The organism is Caulobacter sp. (assembly GCF_039596335.1).
Lineage (GTDB): Bacteria > Pseudomonadota > Alphaproteobacteria > Caulobacterales > Caulobacteraceae > Caulobacter.
Map to the genome: position 1 here is coordinate 24,541 of NZ_JBCNJZ010000010.1, position 13,962 is coordinate 38,502.

Annotated in this window: 14 protein-coding genes; 6 read left to right on the plus strand and 8 right to left on the minus strand. The window is 69.1% G+C overall.

The genetic code is table 11. The features are described 5' to 3' along the window. Positions 1–24 precede the first annotated feature (24 nt). The 4 genes from ABDW31_RS20230 to ABDW31_RS20245 are packed head-to-tail and all read left to right on the plus strand — an operon-like array spanning position 25 to position 6,031. Positions 25–1,662 carry an amidohydrolase gene (locus ABDW31_RS20230; protein WP_184722788.1) on the plus strand — a complete coding sequence of 546 codons (1,638 nt, stop codon included), beginning with the start codon at positions 25–27 and terminating at the stop codon, positions 1,660–1,662. Between the two features lie 59 nt (positions 1,663–1,721). Beyond that, positions 1,722–3,125 (plus strand): porin, encoded by a 1,404-nt coding sequence (locus tag ABDW31_RS20235; RefSeq protein ID WP_184722786.1) that lies wholly within the window; start codon positions 1,722–1,724, stop codon positions 3,123–3,125. Between the two features lie 60 nt (positions 3,126–3,185). Beyond that, entirely contained in the window at positions 3,186–5,747 is a 2,562-nt protein-coding gene (locus ABDW31_RS20240; protein ID WP_343699474.1) for a helicase-related protein, read from the plus strand. Beyond that, positions 5,744–6,031, plus strand: a complete 288-nt coding sequence (locus ABDW31_RS20245; RefSeq protein ID WP_184722782.1) for an RNA-binding S4 domain-containing protein — start codon at positions 5,744–5,746, stop codon at positions 6,029–6,031. Before ABDW31_RS20240 ends, ABDW31_RS20245 begins: the two co-directional genes overlap by 4 nt. A gap of 66 nt (positions 6,032–6,097) precedes the next feature. On the opposite strand, the gene ABDW31_RS20250 is transcribed toward ABDW31_RS20245, so the two are convergent. From ABDW31_RS20250 to cobT, 4 genes are all read right to left on the minus strand, one after another. Next, entirely contained in the window at positions 6,098–6,397 is a 300-nt protein-coding gene (locus ABDW31_RS20250; protein ID WP_184722779.1) for a hypothetical protein, read from the minus strand. Positions 6,398–6,652: 255 nt separating this feature from the next. Then, positions 6,653–6,964, minus strand: coding sequence for a hypothetical protein (locus ABDW31_RS20255; RefSeq protein WP_184722777.1), 312 nt, complete (start codon positions 6,962–6,964; stop codon positions 6,653–6,655). Positions 6,965–7,171: 207 nt separating this feature from the next. Next, positions 7,172–8,248 carry an esterase-like activity of phytase family protein gene (locus tag ABDW31_RS20260; RefSeq protein ID WP_184722776.1) on the minus strand — a complete coding sequence of 359 codons (1,077 nt, stop codon included), beginning with the start codon at positions 8,246–8,248 and terminating at the stop codon, positions 7,172–7,174. Then, entirely contained in the window at positions 8,245–10,173 is a 1,929-nt protein-coding gene (cobT, locus tag ABDW31_RS20265; RefSeq protein WP_184722773.1) for a cobaltochelatase subunit CobT, read from the minus strand. The genes ABDW31_RS20260 and cobT overlap by 4 nt, the downstream gene beginning before the upstream one ends. A gap of 106 nt (positions 10,174–10,279) precedes the next feature. Between cobT and ABDW31_RS20270 the strand changes: the two genes are divergently transcribed. Further along, complete coding sequence (locus ABDW31_RS20270; RefSeq protein WP_184722770.1) at positions 10,280–10,456, plus strand: DUF1328 domain-containing protein; 177 nt, start codon at positions 10,280–10,282, stop codon at positions 10,454–10,456. Between the two features lie 41 nt (positions 10,457–10,497). Here the strand turns inward: ABDW31_RS20270 and ABDW31_RS20275 are convergent, their stop codons facing one another. Beyond that, on the minus strand, positions 10,498–11,676 hold the full coding sequence (locus ABDW31_RS20275; protein ID WP_184722767.1) for a DUF3089 domain-containing protein: 1,179 nt from the start codon (positions 11,674–11,676) through the stop codon (positions 10,498–10,500). Between the two features lie 155 nt (positions 11,677–11,831). On the opposite strand from ABDW31_RS20275, the gene ABDW31_RS20280 reads away from it, so the two are divergent. After that, positions 11,832–12,845: an articulin gene (locus ABDW31_RS20280; RefSeq protein WP_184722764.1), complete on the plus strand. Its 1,014-nt coding sequence runs from the start codon at positions 11,832–11,834 to the stop codon at positions 12,843–12,845. A 1-nt stretch (position 12,846) separates the two neighbouring features. Here ABDW31_RS20280 and ABDW31_RS20285 read toward each other — a convergent pair whose 3' ends face one another. The 3 genes from ABDW31_RS20285 to ABDW31_RS20295 form a co-directional block, all read right to left on the minus strand. Continuing rightward, the gene (locus ABDW31_RS20285) at positions 12,847–13,161 is read right to left on the minus strand and encodes a hypothetical protein (RefSeq protein ID WP_184722761.1); all 315 of its coding nucleotides are present in this window, start codon (positions 13,159–13,161) and stop codon (positions 12,847–12,849) included. Between the two features lie 9 nt (positions 13,162–13,170). Continuing rightward, positions 13,171–13,656, minus strand: a complete 486-nt coding sequence (locus tag ABDW31_RS20290; RefSeq protein WP_184722758.1) for a GyrI-like domain-containing protein — start codon at positions 13,654–13,656, stop codon at positions 13,171–13,173. Between the two features lie 76 nt (positions 13,657–13,732). After that, the gene (locus ABDW31_RS20295; RefSeq protein WP_343699475.1) at positions 13,733–13,864 is read right to left on the minus strand and encodes a hypothetical protein; all 132 of its coding nucleotides are present in this window, start codon (positions 13,862–13,864) and stop codon (positions 13,733–13,735) included. Positions 13,865–13,962 lie beyond the last annotated feature (98 nt).

A 13,962-nucleotide genomic window follows, 5' to 3' on the forward strand; every position in this document is an offset into this window, starting at 1 on the left:
AACTTGTCACATCGGGGACCGTTCATGCGCCGAATTCTGCTCGCCGCCCTGCTGGCCGCGACCTCGCTCGCCACGGCAAACGCCGGCGACATCCTGATCCACGGCGGCCCGATCCACACCGGCGTCGATGCGGCCCCCACCGCTCAGGCGGTGCTGATCCGCGACGACAGGATCCTGTTCGTCGGCGACCTGAAGTCCGCTCAGGCCCAGGCGGCCAAAGGCGCCCAGGACATCGACCTGAAGGGGGCGGCCGCCTATCCCGGCTTCGTCGACGCCCACGCCCACCTGACCGGTATCGGCCTGCGCGAGCTGACCCTGAACCTGGATCAGGTCAAATCGGTCGCCGAACTGGTCGCCATGGTGAAGGCCTATGCCGCCGCCCATCCGGATGGCGCGATCTATGGCCGGGGCTGGATCGAGACCCACTGGCCCGAGAAACGGTTCCCCAATCGCGCCGACCTGGACGCCGCCGCGCCGGGCCGGATCATCGTGCTGGGCCGGTCGGACGGCCACGCCAGCGTCGCCTCGAGCGCGGCTCTGGCCAAGGCCAGGATCACCGCGGCCACCGCCGCCCCGGCGGGCGGCCAGATCCTGAAAGGGACCGACGGCCAGCCCGACGGCATGCTGATCGACCATGCCCAGGAACTGCTTGAAGGCGTCATCCCGCCGCCCGGCGAGGCCCTGAAGCGCGAGGCTCTGCGCAAGGCCGGCCAGCTCTATGCTTCGCGCGGCTGGACCGGCATCGACAATATGAGCGTCATGGCTGACGACTTGGCCTTGCTGCGCGACGAGGCCGTCAAGGGCGCCTTCCACATCCGGGTCGACAACTACATGGACCCCAGCGGCGCGGCCGAGGTGCTGGCCAAGGGGCCCACGAGCGACACGACCGGCCTGATCCGCACGCGCGGCATCAAGCTCTATATGGACGGCGCCCTGGGCTCGCGCGGCGCGGCCCTGCTGGAGCCCTATAGCGACGCCGAGGGCCTGGGGCTGATCCTGACGCCGCGCGACCAGGGCCTGGCGCTGATGAAGCAGGCCAAGGCGGCTGGCGCCCAGGTGGCGATGCACGCTATCGGTGACCGCGGTAATCGTCTGGTCCTGGACTGGTTCGACGAGACGCTTGCCGGCGACAAGGCTGCCCGCTGGCGGATCGAGCACGCCCAGATCGTCGCCGACACCGACCTGCCGCGCTTCGCCAAGCTGGGGGTGATCGCCTCCATGCAGCCCAGCCACGCGATCGGCGACCTGTTCTTCGCCCCCGCCCGCCTCGGCAAGCACCGCCTGCACGAAGGCTATCGCTGGAAGGACTTTCTGACCGCCGGCGTCGTTGTGGCGGCCGGCTCGGACGCTCCGGTCGAGGTCGGTGATCCGCGCATAGAGTTCTACGCCGCCGTTCACCGCCACAGCCTGGACGGCTTCGCCAACGCCGACTGGCATCTGGATGAGGCGGTCACCCGCGCCCAGGCCTTGAAGATGCTGACCCTGGCCCCGGCCTATGCCGTGTTCCGCGAAAAGGAGTTGGGCACGCTGGAGGTCGGCAAGAAGGCCGACGTCACCGCCTTCTCCAAGGATCTGATGACGGTCGAGCCTAAGGAGATCCTGACAGCGCAGCCGGTGCTGACGGTCGTCGACGGCAAGGTGGTGTTTCAGCGCCAACCTTAGCGACATCGTCACCAAACTGTCTCATTAAGGGCCCGCCCGGCCCCTAGGCTGGCCGGGCGATGCGATCCGAGGCAGCTGTGCGTCCGACTTTGCCGACTCTGTTGATGCTCAGCGCCGCGACGCTGGGCCTGTCGTGCGGGTCGGCGCGCGCCCAGACCATGAGCGCCGACGAGGCCGCCGCCCTGCGCGCCGAGATCGCTTCGCTGAAGGCGCAGTTGCAGCGCATGGAGCAGAAGCTGGAGGCCGCCGTCGCCGCGCCCCCGCCCGTGGCCACGTCCGCCCCGGTCCCGGCCGAGCCCGCGCCCGCGCCCGCCGCCACCGAAATATCCTGGAAGGGCTCGCCGCAGCTCTCCAGCGACGGCCGCACCTTCAAGGCCAAGGGTCGCATCCAGGCTGACGCCGGCTACGTCACCCACCCCAACGGTCTGTCGGATCGTGGCCTGGGCTACGCCGCCGAGATGCGCCGCATCCGCCTGGGTGGCGAGGGCAGCCTCAGCAAAGCGTTCGGCTACAAGCTGGAGCTGGAGCTGTCGGACAACGCCGTCGACCTGGTCGACACCTTCGTCACCTGGAAGAACGGCCCCTGGCATCTGGCCCTCGGCAACCAGAACCAGTTCCAGGCCCTGGATGAGCTGACCGGCGACACCACCGGTTCGACCATGGAGCGGGCGGCCTTCACCGACGCCTTCAACTTCGAGCGCCGCCTGGGCCTGTCGGCGCAGTACGAGAAGGCCGACTGGCTGCTACAGGCGGGCCTGTTCGCCGACGACATCGACGCCCTGGCCAACAGCGCCGACGGGCCCGACGGCGGCGACGAGAACAACAGCTACGGCGTCGACGGCCGCGTAGTCTATGCGCCGAAGCTGGGCCGAACCCAGCTGCACCTGGGCGCCTCGGCCCACTGGCGCGACCTGAAACGGCTCAGCGAGGCGGGCACGCGCTATGCGCAGCGCCCCTATCTGCACACCAGCAACAGCCGGCTGATCGGCACGGGCGTGCTCGACGTCCGCGACGAGGCCCACTACGGCGTCGAGGCCGCCTTTGTGCGCGGTCCGTTGCACGGCGCGGCCGAGGCTCATTGGCTGGAGAGCGACCTAGCCATCGGCCCGACGCCTCGCTTTTTCGGCGGGTATGCCGAGCTGGGCTACTTCTTTACCGGCGAGACGCGCGGCTATGGCGGCGGCATCTTCGAGCGCACCAAAACGGCTCGGCCGCTAGGGGCGGGCGGCTTCGGCGCGCTGCAGGCCAGCCTGCGCTACGACTATCTGGACATGAACGACCGCGGCGTCGTCGGCGGACGGCAGGACGCCTGGATCGCCGCCCTGATCTGGCAGCCGATCGACTATCTGCGATTCAACCTGAACCACGGCTGGCTGTCCTATGGGGACGCCGTTCCGCTGGCCAACGGTGATCGAAGCTACCGCGTGCGCACCACCGGCGCGCGGATGGAGCTGGACTTCTAGCAACGTCAAAAGGCGAGCGTGGCGCTTGCCCTCGTTCGATTCCCATCCCACTCTCGGGCCATGAGTGACCGTTCGACCGGCCTGGCCCCTTCGAAGCTGACCGCGGTCCTGGGTCCGACCAACACTGGCAAGACCCACCTGGCCGTCGAGCGGATGATGGCCCACGCCTCGGGCATGATCGGCCTGCCGCTGCGCCTGCTGGCCCGCGAGATCTACGACCGCATCGTCAAGCTGCGCGGCAAGGCCAGCGTCGCCCTGATTACCGGCGAGGAAAAGATCGTCCCACCGCGGGCGGCCTATTTCGTCTGCACGGTCGAGGCCATGCCGCTGGGCCGCGAGGTCGAGTTCCTGGCCGTCGACGAGATCCAGCTGTGCGCCGATCCCGAGCGCGGCCACATCTTCACCCACCGCCTGCTACATGCGCGCGGCAAGTTCGAGACCATGTTCCTGGGCGCCGGCACCATGGCCCCGCTGGTGCGCCGCCTGTTGCCGGACGCTGAGATCGTCAGCCGCGAGCGGTTCTCGAACCTCTCCTGCGCCGGCTCCAAGAAGCTGACCCGCCTGCCGCGCCGCACGGCGATCGTCGCCTTCTCCACCGACGCGGTCTACGCCATCGCCGAGCTGATCCGCCGCCAGCGCGGCGGCGCGGCGGTGGTCATGGGGAGCCTCAGCCCCCGCACCCGCAACGCCCAGGTCGCCCTCTACCAGTCCGGCGAGGTTGACTTCCTGGTGGCCACCGACGCCATCGGCATGGGCCTGAACATGGACGTCGACCACGTGGCCTTCGCGGGCCTGCGTAAGTTCGACGGCAAGCGCACCCGCTGGCTCTATCCGCAGGAGGTCGGCCAGATCGCCGGCCGGGCAGGGCGCTACACCCGCGACGGCACGTTCGGCGTGACCAGCGACTGCGAGGAAATCGACGAAGACCTGGTCGAGGCCGTCGAGACCCACACCTTCGAGCCGATCATGGCCGCTGAGTGGCGCAACGCCCGCCTCGACTTCGGCTCGCTGCCGGGCCTGCTGCGCTCGCTGTCGGAGACGCCCAAGCGCAATGGCCTGTCGCTGTCGCAGGAAGCCCTGGACGAGCGCACCCTGCGGGCCCTGGCCAAGCAGGAGGACGTGGTCGCCCGCTGCAAGACCGACCGCTCGGCGCTGCTGAAGCTGTGGGACGTCTGCCAGACGCCGGACTTCCGCAAGACCACCGACGACGAGCACCAGCGCATGGCGCGCACCCTCTTCGACGACCTGACCACCGGCCGCAAGCGCCTGCCGGAAGATTGGGTCGGCGGCCAGTTCAAGGCGCTGGATCGCACCGACGGCGAGATCGACAGCCTGGCTGCGCGGCTGTCGGGCGTGCGCACGCTCAGCTACATCGCCAACCGCCCCGACTGGGTGGCCAATCCCGCCCACTGGCAAGGTTTGACCCGCCAGCTGGAAGACCGGATCAGCGACACCCTGCACGAAAAGCTAATGGCCCGGTTCATCGACCGCCGCACCAGCGTGCTGATGAAGCAGCTAGGCGAGCGCGAGACCCTCTATGCCGGCGTCGGCCAAGATGGCGAGGTTACGGTCGAGGGCCACGTGGTCGGCCACCTGTCCGGCGTGGCCTTCACCCCGGTTAAGGCGACCTCGGCCCTGGAAGAGAAGGCGCTGCGCAACGCCGCCCAGCGCGCGGTCGGGCCCGAGATCGCCCGCCGCCTGGGCGTGATGGCCTCCGAACCCGATGACGCCTTCGCCCTGACGCCCGACGGCGCGATCCTGTGGCGCGGCGAGGCGGCTGGAGCCGTGCGCCGCGACCAGCCGCTGCTCTCTCCGCGCGCCCGTTTGCTGGGCGAACTGGGCCCTGCCGCCGCCCGCGAGCGGGCCGAGCGCCGCCTGGACGCCTTCCTGGCCGGCGAGGTCGATCGCCATCTGGCCCCGCTGCGCAAGTTGGAACGCGGCCTGGCCGGCGGTGAACTGCGCGGGCTGCCGCGCGGCGTCGCCCACCGCTTGCTGGAAGCCGGCGGCATCCTGGACAAGCGTCCCGTCGATCCGGAACTGAAGGCCCTGAGCCAGAACGAGCGTCGCACGCTCAAGAGCCTGGGCGTGCGCATCGGCGCGTTCAGCCTCTACTGCCCTGGTGTGCTGAAGGCTGAGGCCATCGCCTGCGCCCGCGCCTTGAACCCGACCGGCTGGCGCGGTGCGCTGACGACGCTGGAGCCCCTGCCCTCCCCCGAACCGTCGCTGCGTGAGCTGTCGGCCAGCGGCCTGCGCGCCGTGGCGGGATACACCGTGCCGGTGGAACAGCTGGAAACCCTGGACGCCCTGCTGCGCGCCGAGCAGCAGCACGGCGGCGTGGTGCTGACGGATGGGGCGCTGGAAAAGCTGGGCTGGACCGCCAAGCAGGCCTCCAACGTTTTGCGGGCCCTGGACTACACGCCGGCCATTCGCGCCAAGCCCGACCAGCCGATCGTCTGGAAGCGTCGCGGCGCGGCCAAGCTGGAACAGAAGCCGGTCAAGGCCCGTCCGGACTCGCCGTTCGCGGCCCTGGCCAAGCTGACCGAACCGCCACCGCCGCCGCTCGCCCGCCGCAAGCGGTCGCGTCGCAAGAAGCCCGCCGCGCCCCAGAAGGCCGCCTCGTGACCGATACCCACGCAGAAGCGGTGCGCGCCGACGTCTGGCTGTGGCGGGCGCGGTTCTTCAAGACCCGGTCGTTGGCGGCGAAGTTCGTCGATGAGGGGCGTATCCGCCTGACCCGCACGGGCGCGGAGAGCCGCATCGACAAGCCCTCGCGGACGGTAAAGCCCGGTGATGTGCTGGTGTTCGGCCTGGCCGGCCGGCTGATCGCCGTGCGTGTGCTGGACTGCGGCGAGCGGCGAGGTCCGGCGACCGAGGCGCGCGGCCTGTACGAGGCCGTCGAGGGCTAGGCAAAGCAAAACCCGCCGCGACGGAGCCGCGGCGGGTTTGGAAAGCTTGTACTGGTTCGTCGTCGCTTAGCGCGACAGGACGGCAGCCGACGCCGGGTTGGCCGTGTTGTAGGCGGTCAGGGCCGGGTTGTTGATCTTCGCGACGGCGTCGTTGACCGAGGCGCGGATGCAGGCCGGGTACAGGTAGCCGGCGAGGGCTTCGCCACGGATGTCCTGCCAGCAGACCGACGAGGCGGCCTTGACGATTTCGGCGCGGACTTCAGCGGCCGACTTGCCCGAGACCTTGACGCGCATTTCGGCGGCCGAGACGGGAGCAGCGATGGTCAGGGCGATGGCCGAGGCGGCCAGAACGATGGAGCGGATCATGTCGATGTTCCGAAAGGGGGTTGTTGCTCAACCACCTCCAGACGCGATTCCTCTGACGGCTCTGCTCGATCTGCTGTCTGTCGCGCCGTCGACATGCATATAGCGACGTTATCTTGAGTTATCAACGATAATGTTGCGCTGCACCCTGATCGGGTACGGACGAACGGCTCGTATCCTGGCAACCGTTTGCGCGCGCAAAAAGGCCCGCGAAACCGAAGCTTCGCGGGCCATATTTGCTTGTAGACTCAGCGCTGCTTAGCGCGAGGCGACGCGCATGAAGTAGGTGCTGCGGGCCTGGGCCTTGTCGAAGGCGACCAGTTCGCGGCTCTTGGCGCGGTTCACGGCGTCGCGGGTCACTTCGCGGACGCAGTAGACGGCGACGTCAGCGGCGTCGGGAACGCCGACCAGGTCTTCCTGGCAGAGCTTCTTGGCGGCGTCGACGATTTCGGCGTGGACGACCGGGGCGTTGCGACCGGCGACCTTGACGGTGATCTCACCCGCGCTGGCCGAGGTGGCGGCGGCGGTGGTCATCAGGGCGGCGATGGCGATAGCGAGCAGACGGATCATGGTTTTCAGTTCCGGAAAGGAGGTTGAGTTCAACCGCCTCCCGACGCGTTCCTCTGACGGCCCCCAGGATCTCGCCTCGTCGTCCGTCGAGGACCATTGCTATATGACACCGGTGTCTATCGCAAGTGCGAAATCGCGGCTTTCGCAAAAAAGTTCAATCTAATCATATAGTTGACAACGATACTGTCTCGTTTGAAACGAAACGGCTTAGCGCCTGCGAACGGGACGCTTCGTCGGCGTGGCGGGCATCGGCGGCGAAGGCGGGGGCGGAGTCCAGTCGAAAGCCAGCAGCAGGGTGCGCTGGCCCGCGGCCGAATTGTCGTCCGAGATCAGATAGATCCGCGTCGCGCCCGACGGCGATTGCGACAGCGCCACGCCCTCGAAATTGTCGTGCGGGATCGCCCCTTCCAGACGCAGGCTGGCGACCGTGCGCTGCAGGGCGGCAGGCTTGGTCGGGTCGGAGATGAACCGCACATTGGCGCGCCAGCCGCGGATCGGATCGAAGCCGCGATGCAGGGTGGCGATGGCCGAGCCGTGGAAGGCGGCGAAACCCGTCAGGCCCCAGGTGAAGTCCGGGCCGGATTGCGGGGGCAGGGCGGTGCAGGCGGCCGACAGACGGCATACCCAGACCTCGCCTTCCTCGCCGCCCACCAGATAGGCGTCGGGACCGGCGATCGGATAGGCGGCCAGGGCCTCCATGCCCTCGTTGTCGGGGAAGACGGTGGCGGGCTTGGGAACGGGGCGGGGCGTGCCCCAGGACCCGTCCGGACCGACCGGATAGAGCCAGATGCGGTGGTCGCGCTCGAAGCTGACCAGGCGGTCGCCATTGGGCATCACGGCCAGGCCCTCGGCGTCGGCCTGGGTCTTGCCCTGCAGCGGCTGGCCGTCCAGGCCCTTGAGCGGCTGCAGCTTGGTGTTCGTCAGGCCGACCAGGCGGCCGGTCGCGTCCAGCTGCAGCTTGGCCTCGAACAGGTCGCCGTCGTCGCTGATTGCGGTCAGCTGGTTGTCACCGCCGATCGCCAGGTCCGACAGGCCGTGCAGGCGCGAGGTATCGGTGCTGGTCAGGGCCAGGCCGCCGGCATAGACGAAGCCGTCCACGATGGTCTTGGCCGGGTTGGCGGCGTCCAGCGGCACAGGCGTCGTGACGACCGTGATCTCCGGACCGACCTTGACCGGCGCGGCGGGAATGACGACGGGCGCCGGCTTCTTGGGGGTGCACTGGGTCGCCAGGCCACTGAAGCCACCGACCAGACCCAGGACCAACGCCGCCCGCAGACCGATCACGCGGGAACCTTGCCGGTTTTGGGAGTTTGCGGCGTCACGACTGGCGGCGGCGCCAGCAGGCCGCGCGTGCGGGCCACGGCGCGGGGCTCTTCCTCGAACAGGGCCGCCAGCTGCTCGACCAGCACACCGCCCAGTTGTTCGACGTCGACGATGGTGACGGCGCGGCGGTAGTAGCGCGTCACGTCGTGGCCGATGCCGATGGCGATCAGTTCCACGGGGCTCTTGCCCTCGATCTCGGCGATGACCTGGCGCAAGTGGCGCTCCAGATAGTGACCCGAATTGACGCTCAGGGTGCTATCGTCCACCGGCGCGCCGTCGGAGATCACCATCAGAATGCGGCGGGCTTCGGGCCGCGCGATGACGCGCTGGTGCGCCCACATCAGCGCCTCGCCGTCGATGTTCTCCTTCAGGAGACCCTCGCGCATCATCAGGCCCAGGTTCTTGCGCGCCCGGCGCCAGGGTGCGTCGGCGGCCTTGTAGATGATGTGGCGCAGGTCGTTCAGGCGGCCCGGCGCGGCGGGCTTGCCCTGCTTGATCCACTCGTCGCGGCTGGTGCCGCCCTTCCAGGCGCGGGTGGTGAAGCCCAGCACCTCGGTCTTGACCCCGCAGCGCTCCAGCGTGCGCGCCAGGATGTCGGCGCAGATCGCCGCCACCATGATCGGTCGGCCGCGCATCGAGCCGGAATTGTCGATCAGCAGGGTCACGACCGTGTCGCGGAACTCCTGGTCCTCTTCCTGCTTGAACGACAGCGGCGCGGTCGGATCGATGATCACCCGCGTCAGGCGGGCGACGTCCAGCATTCCTTCCTCGAGGTCGAAGGTCCAGGCGCGGTTCTGCTGGGCCAGCAGGCGGCGCTGCAGCTTGTTGGCCAGGCGCGAGACGACGCTGGAGAGCGCGGTCAGCTGCTGGTCCAGATAGGCGCGCAGCCGCGTCAGCTCCTCGGCGTCGCACAGGTCCTCGGCGTTGACGACCTCGTCGTGGGCCGTGGTGAAGATCTTGTACAGCGGCTCCCCGGACTGGGGCGGACCGCTGTCGGGACGGGCGGCCTTGGCGCCGTCGCCCATCTCGGGCTGCTCGTCGCTCTCTTCCAGCTCGCCGTCCTGGTCGGACTGGACGGTCTCTTCGTCGCCGGCCTCGGTCTCGCGGTCGGAGGCTTCGCTCTCCTGCGGCGAGGAGCCCTCGGGCTGCTCGCCTTCACCCTCGCCCTGGTCCTCGTCGGACTGTTCGGTCGGCGTGTCGTCCTCGCCCTCGTCCTCCTGGTCGTCGGACTGCTCGGCGTCGGTCATCTCCTCGGAGAGATCCAGGTCGCGCAGGATCTCGCGGGTGACCCGGGCGAAGGCGGCCTGGTCGTCGATGGCCGCGGCCAGACGGTCCAGGTCCTTGCCGGCCCGCAGCTCGATGTCGTTGCGCAGGATGTCGACCAGGGCCTTGGCGCCGTCGGGCGGCGCTTCGCCGGTCAGGCGCTCGCGGACCATCAGGCCCAGGATCTCGGCCATGGGGGCCGACTGGCGGTCGGTGGCCACGGCGCGGGTCAGGCCCTGCTTCTCCAGCCGGGCTTCGAGCGCGGCGGTCAGGTTGGCGCGCACGCCGCCCAGGGCGTTGGCGCCGATGGCTTCCAGCCGCGCCTGCTCGATCGACTCGAAGGCGGCCTGGCCGTCGGGCGAGGAGGGGCGGGCGCGGGCATGGGCGATCGGGTCGTGGTGGGCCAGGCGCAGCGCCATCTGGTCGGCCAGGCCACGGATGCGCGCGGCTTCCTTGGGCGACATGTCGCGCGACGGATGTGGCAGCACGGCGCGCTTGCCCAGCAGCTGGGGACCGTCGCCCGAGAACACGACCTCCAGGTCCGGGGTCTCGGCCAGCGAACGGGCCGCGTGGGCCAAGGCGCGCTTGAAGGGTTCGGTCGGGCTTTCGGGCTTGGAGACCATGCTTCTGGGTTAGCGGCGTGAGGCGGCGAACACAAGGAACGGCGTGCGCGGGCGCGACGTTGATTTGCCAACAGCGCCGCTTTGGCGTTCGAAGAGGGAAATAGACATGTTGAAGTGGGCCATTATTCTCGCCGTCGTCGCCCTGATCGCCGGGGCCCTGGGCTTCTCGGGCATCGCCGGCGCCGCGGCCGGCGTGGCCAAGATCCTGTTCTTCCTGTTCCTGATCGGCTTCGTGATCATGCTGGTGCTGGGCGCGACGGTGTTCAAGGCCGTGACGAAATAGGGCTCGGAGGCTCCCTCGCGGTGTGGGGAGCCTCCGACCGTCTACTTGGCGCCGTAGGCCTTGGCCTGGCGCTCGACCAGGGTCAGCAGATCGCCCATGGCCAGGTTCATGTCGATCAGGTGCAGGCCCCAGTCCTTCAGCACCACGCCGTTCACGGCCACGTCGCCGGTGATCTCGTCGGTGCGGGGATCGGCCGGGTCGGCGTTGACCTTCACCGCCAGATAGCTGAATTCGCCCTCGCTGACACAGCGGGCCGATAGCAGGCCCGGCAGCGCCACGAACGGCGTCGTGACGGTCAGGTCCTTGGCGAACGGCTTGGGCGGCTGGCCCGAGACGGCGCCAAAGCCCTTGCTGCTCATATAGGCGTGCAGGACGGCGGGCTCGCTCGAGGCCTTGCCGGCCACCAGGGCGGCGGGGTTCACGCAGGCGGCGCGATGGCCCTGCTCATCGGTCTTGCTAAAGCGGCTGTTAGCCGGCGGCGGGCTGGTCTCACGGAACGAGACATAGGAGACGAGGCAGCCGGCCTGGTCGGCCTTGGTGCAGGTCGGGATCGAGTGGAACTTGCCGGCCGCGTCGACCGGGGCGTTCATGCCGATCACCAGGGCCGAGATCATCTGCTTCTGGGCCGGCTGGCCGTCGATCTCGTTCTTCAGCAGGTCCAGGACCATGCGGGCGCCCTGGCTGTGGCCGATCAGGACGACGCCCCTAGCCTGGTTATTGGGACCCTTGTTCTCGTGGGCCAGGTACCAGCGCCAGGCGTCGCGCACGTCGCCATAGGCCAGGACGCCGTTGCCCGGCGAGGGCTGGCCCATCATCACTTGGCGCAGGGCGGCCAGGGTCACCTGGCGGTACATCGGCGCGAAGACCCGGCACTTGGACGCGAAGCGGGCCAGCTGCTGCTCGACCACGCGCTTCTCGGCGTCGTCGATGCTCATGTCGCTGTTGCCGCCCGGATCGGTCGACACGGTCGGATAGACGTAGAAGCAGTCATAGGCCGGCTTGGCGGCGGCCTTGAACGCCTCGACCGACGTCTTGCCGTCGGCCTGGACGAGGGTCGTGGTCTGGTCGACGGCGCAGGCGTCAGTGCGGCCCGGCAGGCACAGCCAATTGTCGGTCTTGCCGTAGTCGTTGGGCGCGGTCCCCGTCGGGGCCTGCGCGCCTGCGGAGGTGGCCAGGGCCAGGCCCGCCGCCAGGCCGAGAGCGGCCAGGATCTTCGTCATTGCGTCTCTCCCCAAAGGCGCTTTCGAACGCCCGTTTGGCGCGGAGCATGGCCAAAAGCGCAGCGGTCGCCAAGGGGGCTTGGCCCGAAGGTTGCGGGGAGAGGCCGGAGTCGTCCCGCCCCGGGACGGCCTGGCTTTGCGTATCGAGGTCGACGATGTCCCTTCGGACCCTTCTCCTGGTCGGTGTGGCGGCCGCTTTCGCCGGCGGCGTCGCGATTTCGCCCGCCCTGGCTGACGGCTATCCCGGCGCGCCGGTGCGCGGCGAGCATGTGCCGAAACGGGCCAAGCCGAAGCCGAGGACCAAGGTCGTCTATGTCGACCGCGTCGTCGAAAAGCAGGTGCCGGTCTATGTCGATCGCCCCACGACCCAGGTCGTCGAGAAGGTGGTCGAAAAGCCGGTGATCATCGAGCGCCAGGTGGCGGTCGAGAAGCGCGTCGAGGTGCCGGTCGAACGCATCGTCCAGGTGCCGGTCGAACGGATCGTGGAAAAGAAGGTCTATGTCGACCGCCCGGTGGACCGTGTCGTCGAGCGCGTGGTCGAGAAGCGGGTGGAAGTCCCCGTGGATCGTCCCGTCTATGTCGATCGTCCCGTGCCGGTCGAGGGGCCGCGCGAGGTGGTCGACAAGATCATCCAGGTGCCGGTCTACGTCTATGTCGACCGCCCCGTCGATCGTCCGGTCTATGTGCCGGCCCCGCAGCAGCCCGCCCCGTGCGTCCAGGTGTGCGGCGGCGGTCACGGCCACTACGGCTACGGCGGCCAAAGCTATCAGTCGTCGTCCGAGCAGTCCTATTACGAAGAGAGCCGCGAGAGTTCGTCGTACAGCAGCAGCGGCGGCGGTTCGTACTACGGCGGCAATTCGTACACCGGCCGCTATGCGCCGGGCGGCGGCTGGAACCCGCGCGCCGAACCGTCCGAGGCCTGGGGCTACTATCCCGAGCCTCCGCCGCTGCCGATGGGCTATGTCGGCGCCCAGTCAGGCGGGCGCGGCGGCGGCTACGGCGGCTATGGCCTCGTGGGCGGCGGCGGCTGGGCCGGCGGTCGCGCCGGCGGCTACGCGTTGAGCTCCGCCTCGGCGGCGGCCTCGGCCTCTACCTCGGTGCGGGTCGGCGGCGGTGGTCACGGCGGTGGGGGCTGCAGCCGCTGCGGTGGCGGCGGCAAGGGCCACTAGGTCAGAGCGACAACCAGCGCCGGGGGTTCTTGTCCCCCAGCGCGCGCGCCTCACCGGGCTTCAGGCCCAGGTCGCGCATGCGGTAGGCGACGATCTCGCGCAGGGCCTCGACTGGCTCGTTGCCGCCCACGGGGCTGGACGCGACCGAGCCCGCGTTCATCGCGAGGTCCACGGCCGTCCATTCGGCCTGGGCCCGGTCGGCCTTGCCGACGGCGAAGTAGTGGCGGACGGGGACGCGTTCGCCGGGGACCTCGACCATCACGCCGATGACCCAGCCTTGAACGATCAGATCGGCGTCGGGGCGCTGGCGGAACATGTCCGGCGTTTAGCGCTCCTGGTCGATCGGCGTCCAGACCTCGATATCGCCCAGGCCCGTCTTGGGGTCGAAGCCGGGCCCGTAATATTCGAGGAAGGAGATCCCATCCGGCGTCTGCGAACCGCCAGGACAGGCCAGGGATACGGTCTGGTGCAACGTCGAGACGTGGCCCCGATGGGGATAGGTCAGGTACGAGGCGGCCGGTATGACCAAGAGCTCCAGCCCCGCCGGCGGGGTCACGCCGGCCTCCACCGGCACGGCGGTCATGTAGCGAAAGCGATCTGAACCCGGGGCCGGCAGGGCGACGCCGAAAGCCGTGATCTCGTCCGTAGCGACCAGTTCTGGGGCGACCAGGTCTGGAATACGCAGATCCAGGGCGGCCCACTGCTGGGGCAGGCGCGCCAGCATCGACTCATCCAACGCGTAGTCGCGCACGAGGCCGATCAGGCGCAGGGCGGATCGCTGTTCGATACGGGGCGGGGATGGGGCGGTCATGATCTGCCTCGGCGCGGTTAACTCGCACCAAGGACGCGCCGTCAGGCGTCATGCCGACAGCCACCTCAAAGAAAGATCAGCCGATCAGCTGGAACGCCACCTGGCTGATCAGGCCCAGGGTCAGCCACGCGGAGAGACCCAGAACCACCAGCGTGGTCCGCGATTGCCGCCGGCGGCGGTACGTGGGGGATAGACGCATCAACGCCATCAACAGCCTCCCAATGCCTGAACTCTTGGCCCAATTCTTGACACAAGGTTAACGTCGGCAGGCGGACATTGGATGCGTGCGTCACGCACGAAAAAGGG

Excerpts from the sequence above, each read along its gene's own strand:
- ABDW31_RS20230 (WP_184722788.1), top strand. The coding sequence starts at position 25 with ATGCGCCGAATTCTGCTCGCCGCCCTGCTGGCCGCGACCTCGCTCGCC.
- ABDW31_RS20235 (WP_184722786.1), top strand. The coding sequence starts at position 1,722 with ATGCGATCCGAGGCAGCTGTGCGTCCGACTTTGCCGACTCTGTTGATG.
- ABDW31_RS20240 (WP_343699474.1), top strand. The coding sequence starts at position 3,186 with ATGAGTGACCGTTCGACCGGCCTGGCCCCTTCGAAGCTGACCGCGGTC.
- ABDW31_RS20250 (WP_184722779.1), bottom strand. The coding sequence starts at position 6,397 with ATGATCCGCTCCATCGTTCTGGCCGCCTCGGCCATCGCCCTGACCATC.
- ABDW31_RS20255 (WP_184722777.1), bottom strand. The coding sequence starts at position 6,964 with ATGATCCGTCTGCTCGCTATCGCCATCGCCGCCCTGATGACCACCGCC.
- cobT (WP_184722773.1), bottom strand. The coding sequence starts at position 10,173 with ATGGTCTCCAAGCCCGAAAGCCCGACCGAACCCTTCAAGCGCGCCTTG.
- ABDW31_RS20270 (WP_184722770.1), top strand. The coding sequence starts at position 10,280 with ATGTTGAAGTGGGCCATTATTCTCGCCGTCGTCGCCCTGATCGCCGGG.
- ABDW31_RS20275 (WP_184722767.1), bottom strand. The coding sequence starts at position 11,676 with ATGACGAAGATCCTGGCCGCTCTCGGCCTGGCGGCGGGCCTGGCCCTG.
- ABDW31_RS20280 (WP_184722764.1), top strand. The coding sequence starts at position 11,832 with ATGTCCCTTCGGACCCTTCTCCTGGTCGGTGTGGCGGCCGCTTTCGCC.
- ABDW31_RS20285 (WP_184722761.1), bottom strand. The coding sequence starts at position 13,161 with ATGTTCCGCCAGCGCCCCGACGCCGATCTGATCGTTCAAGGCTGGGTC.
- ABDW31_RS20290 (WP_184722758.1), bottom strand. The coding sequence starts at position 13,656 with ATGACCGCCCCATCCCCGCCCCGTATCGAACAGCGATCCGCCCTGCGC.
- ABDW31_RS20295 (WP_343699475.1), bottom strand. The coding sequence starts at position 13,864 with ATGGCGTTGATGCGTCTATCCCCCACGTACCGCCGCCGGCGGCAATCG.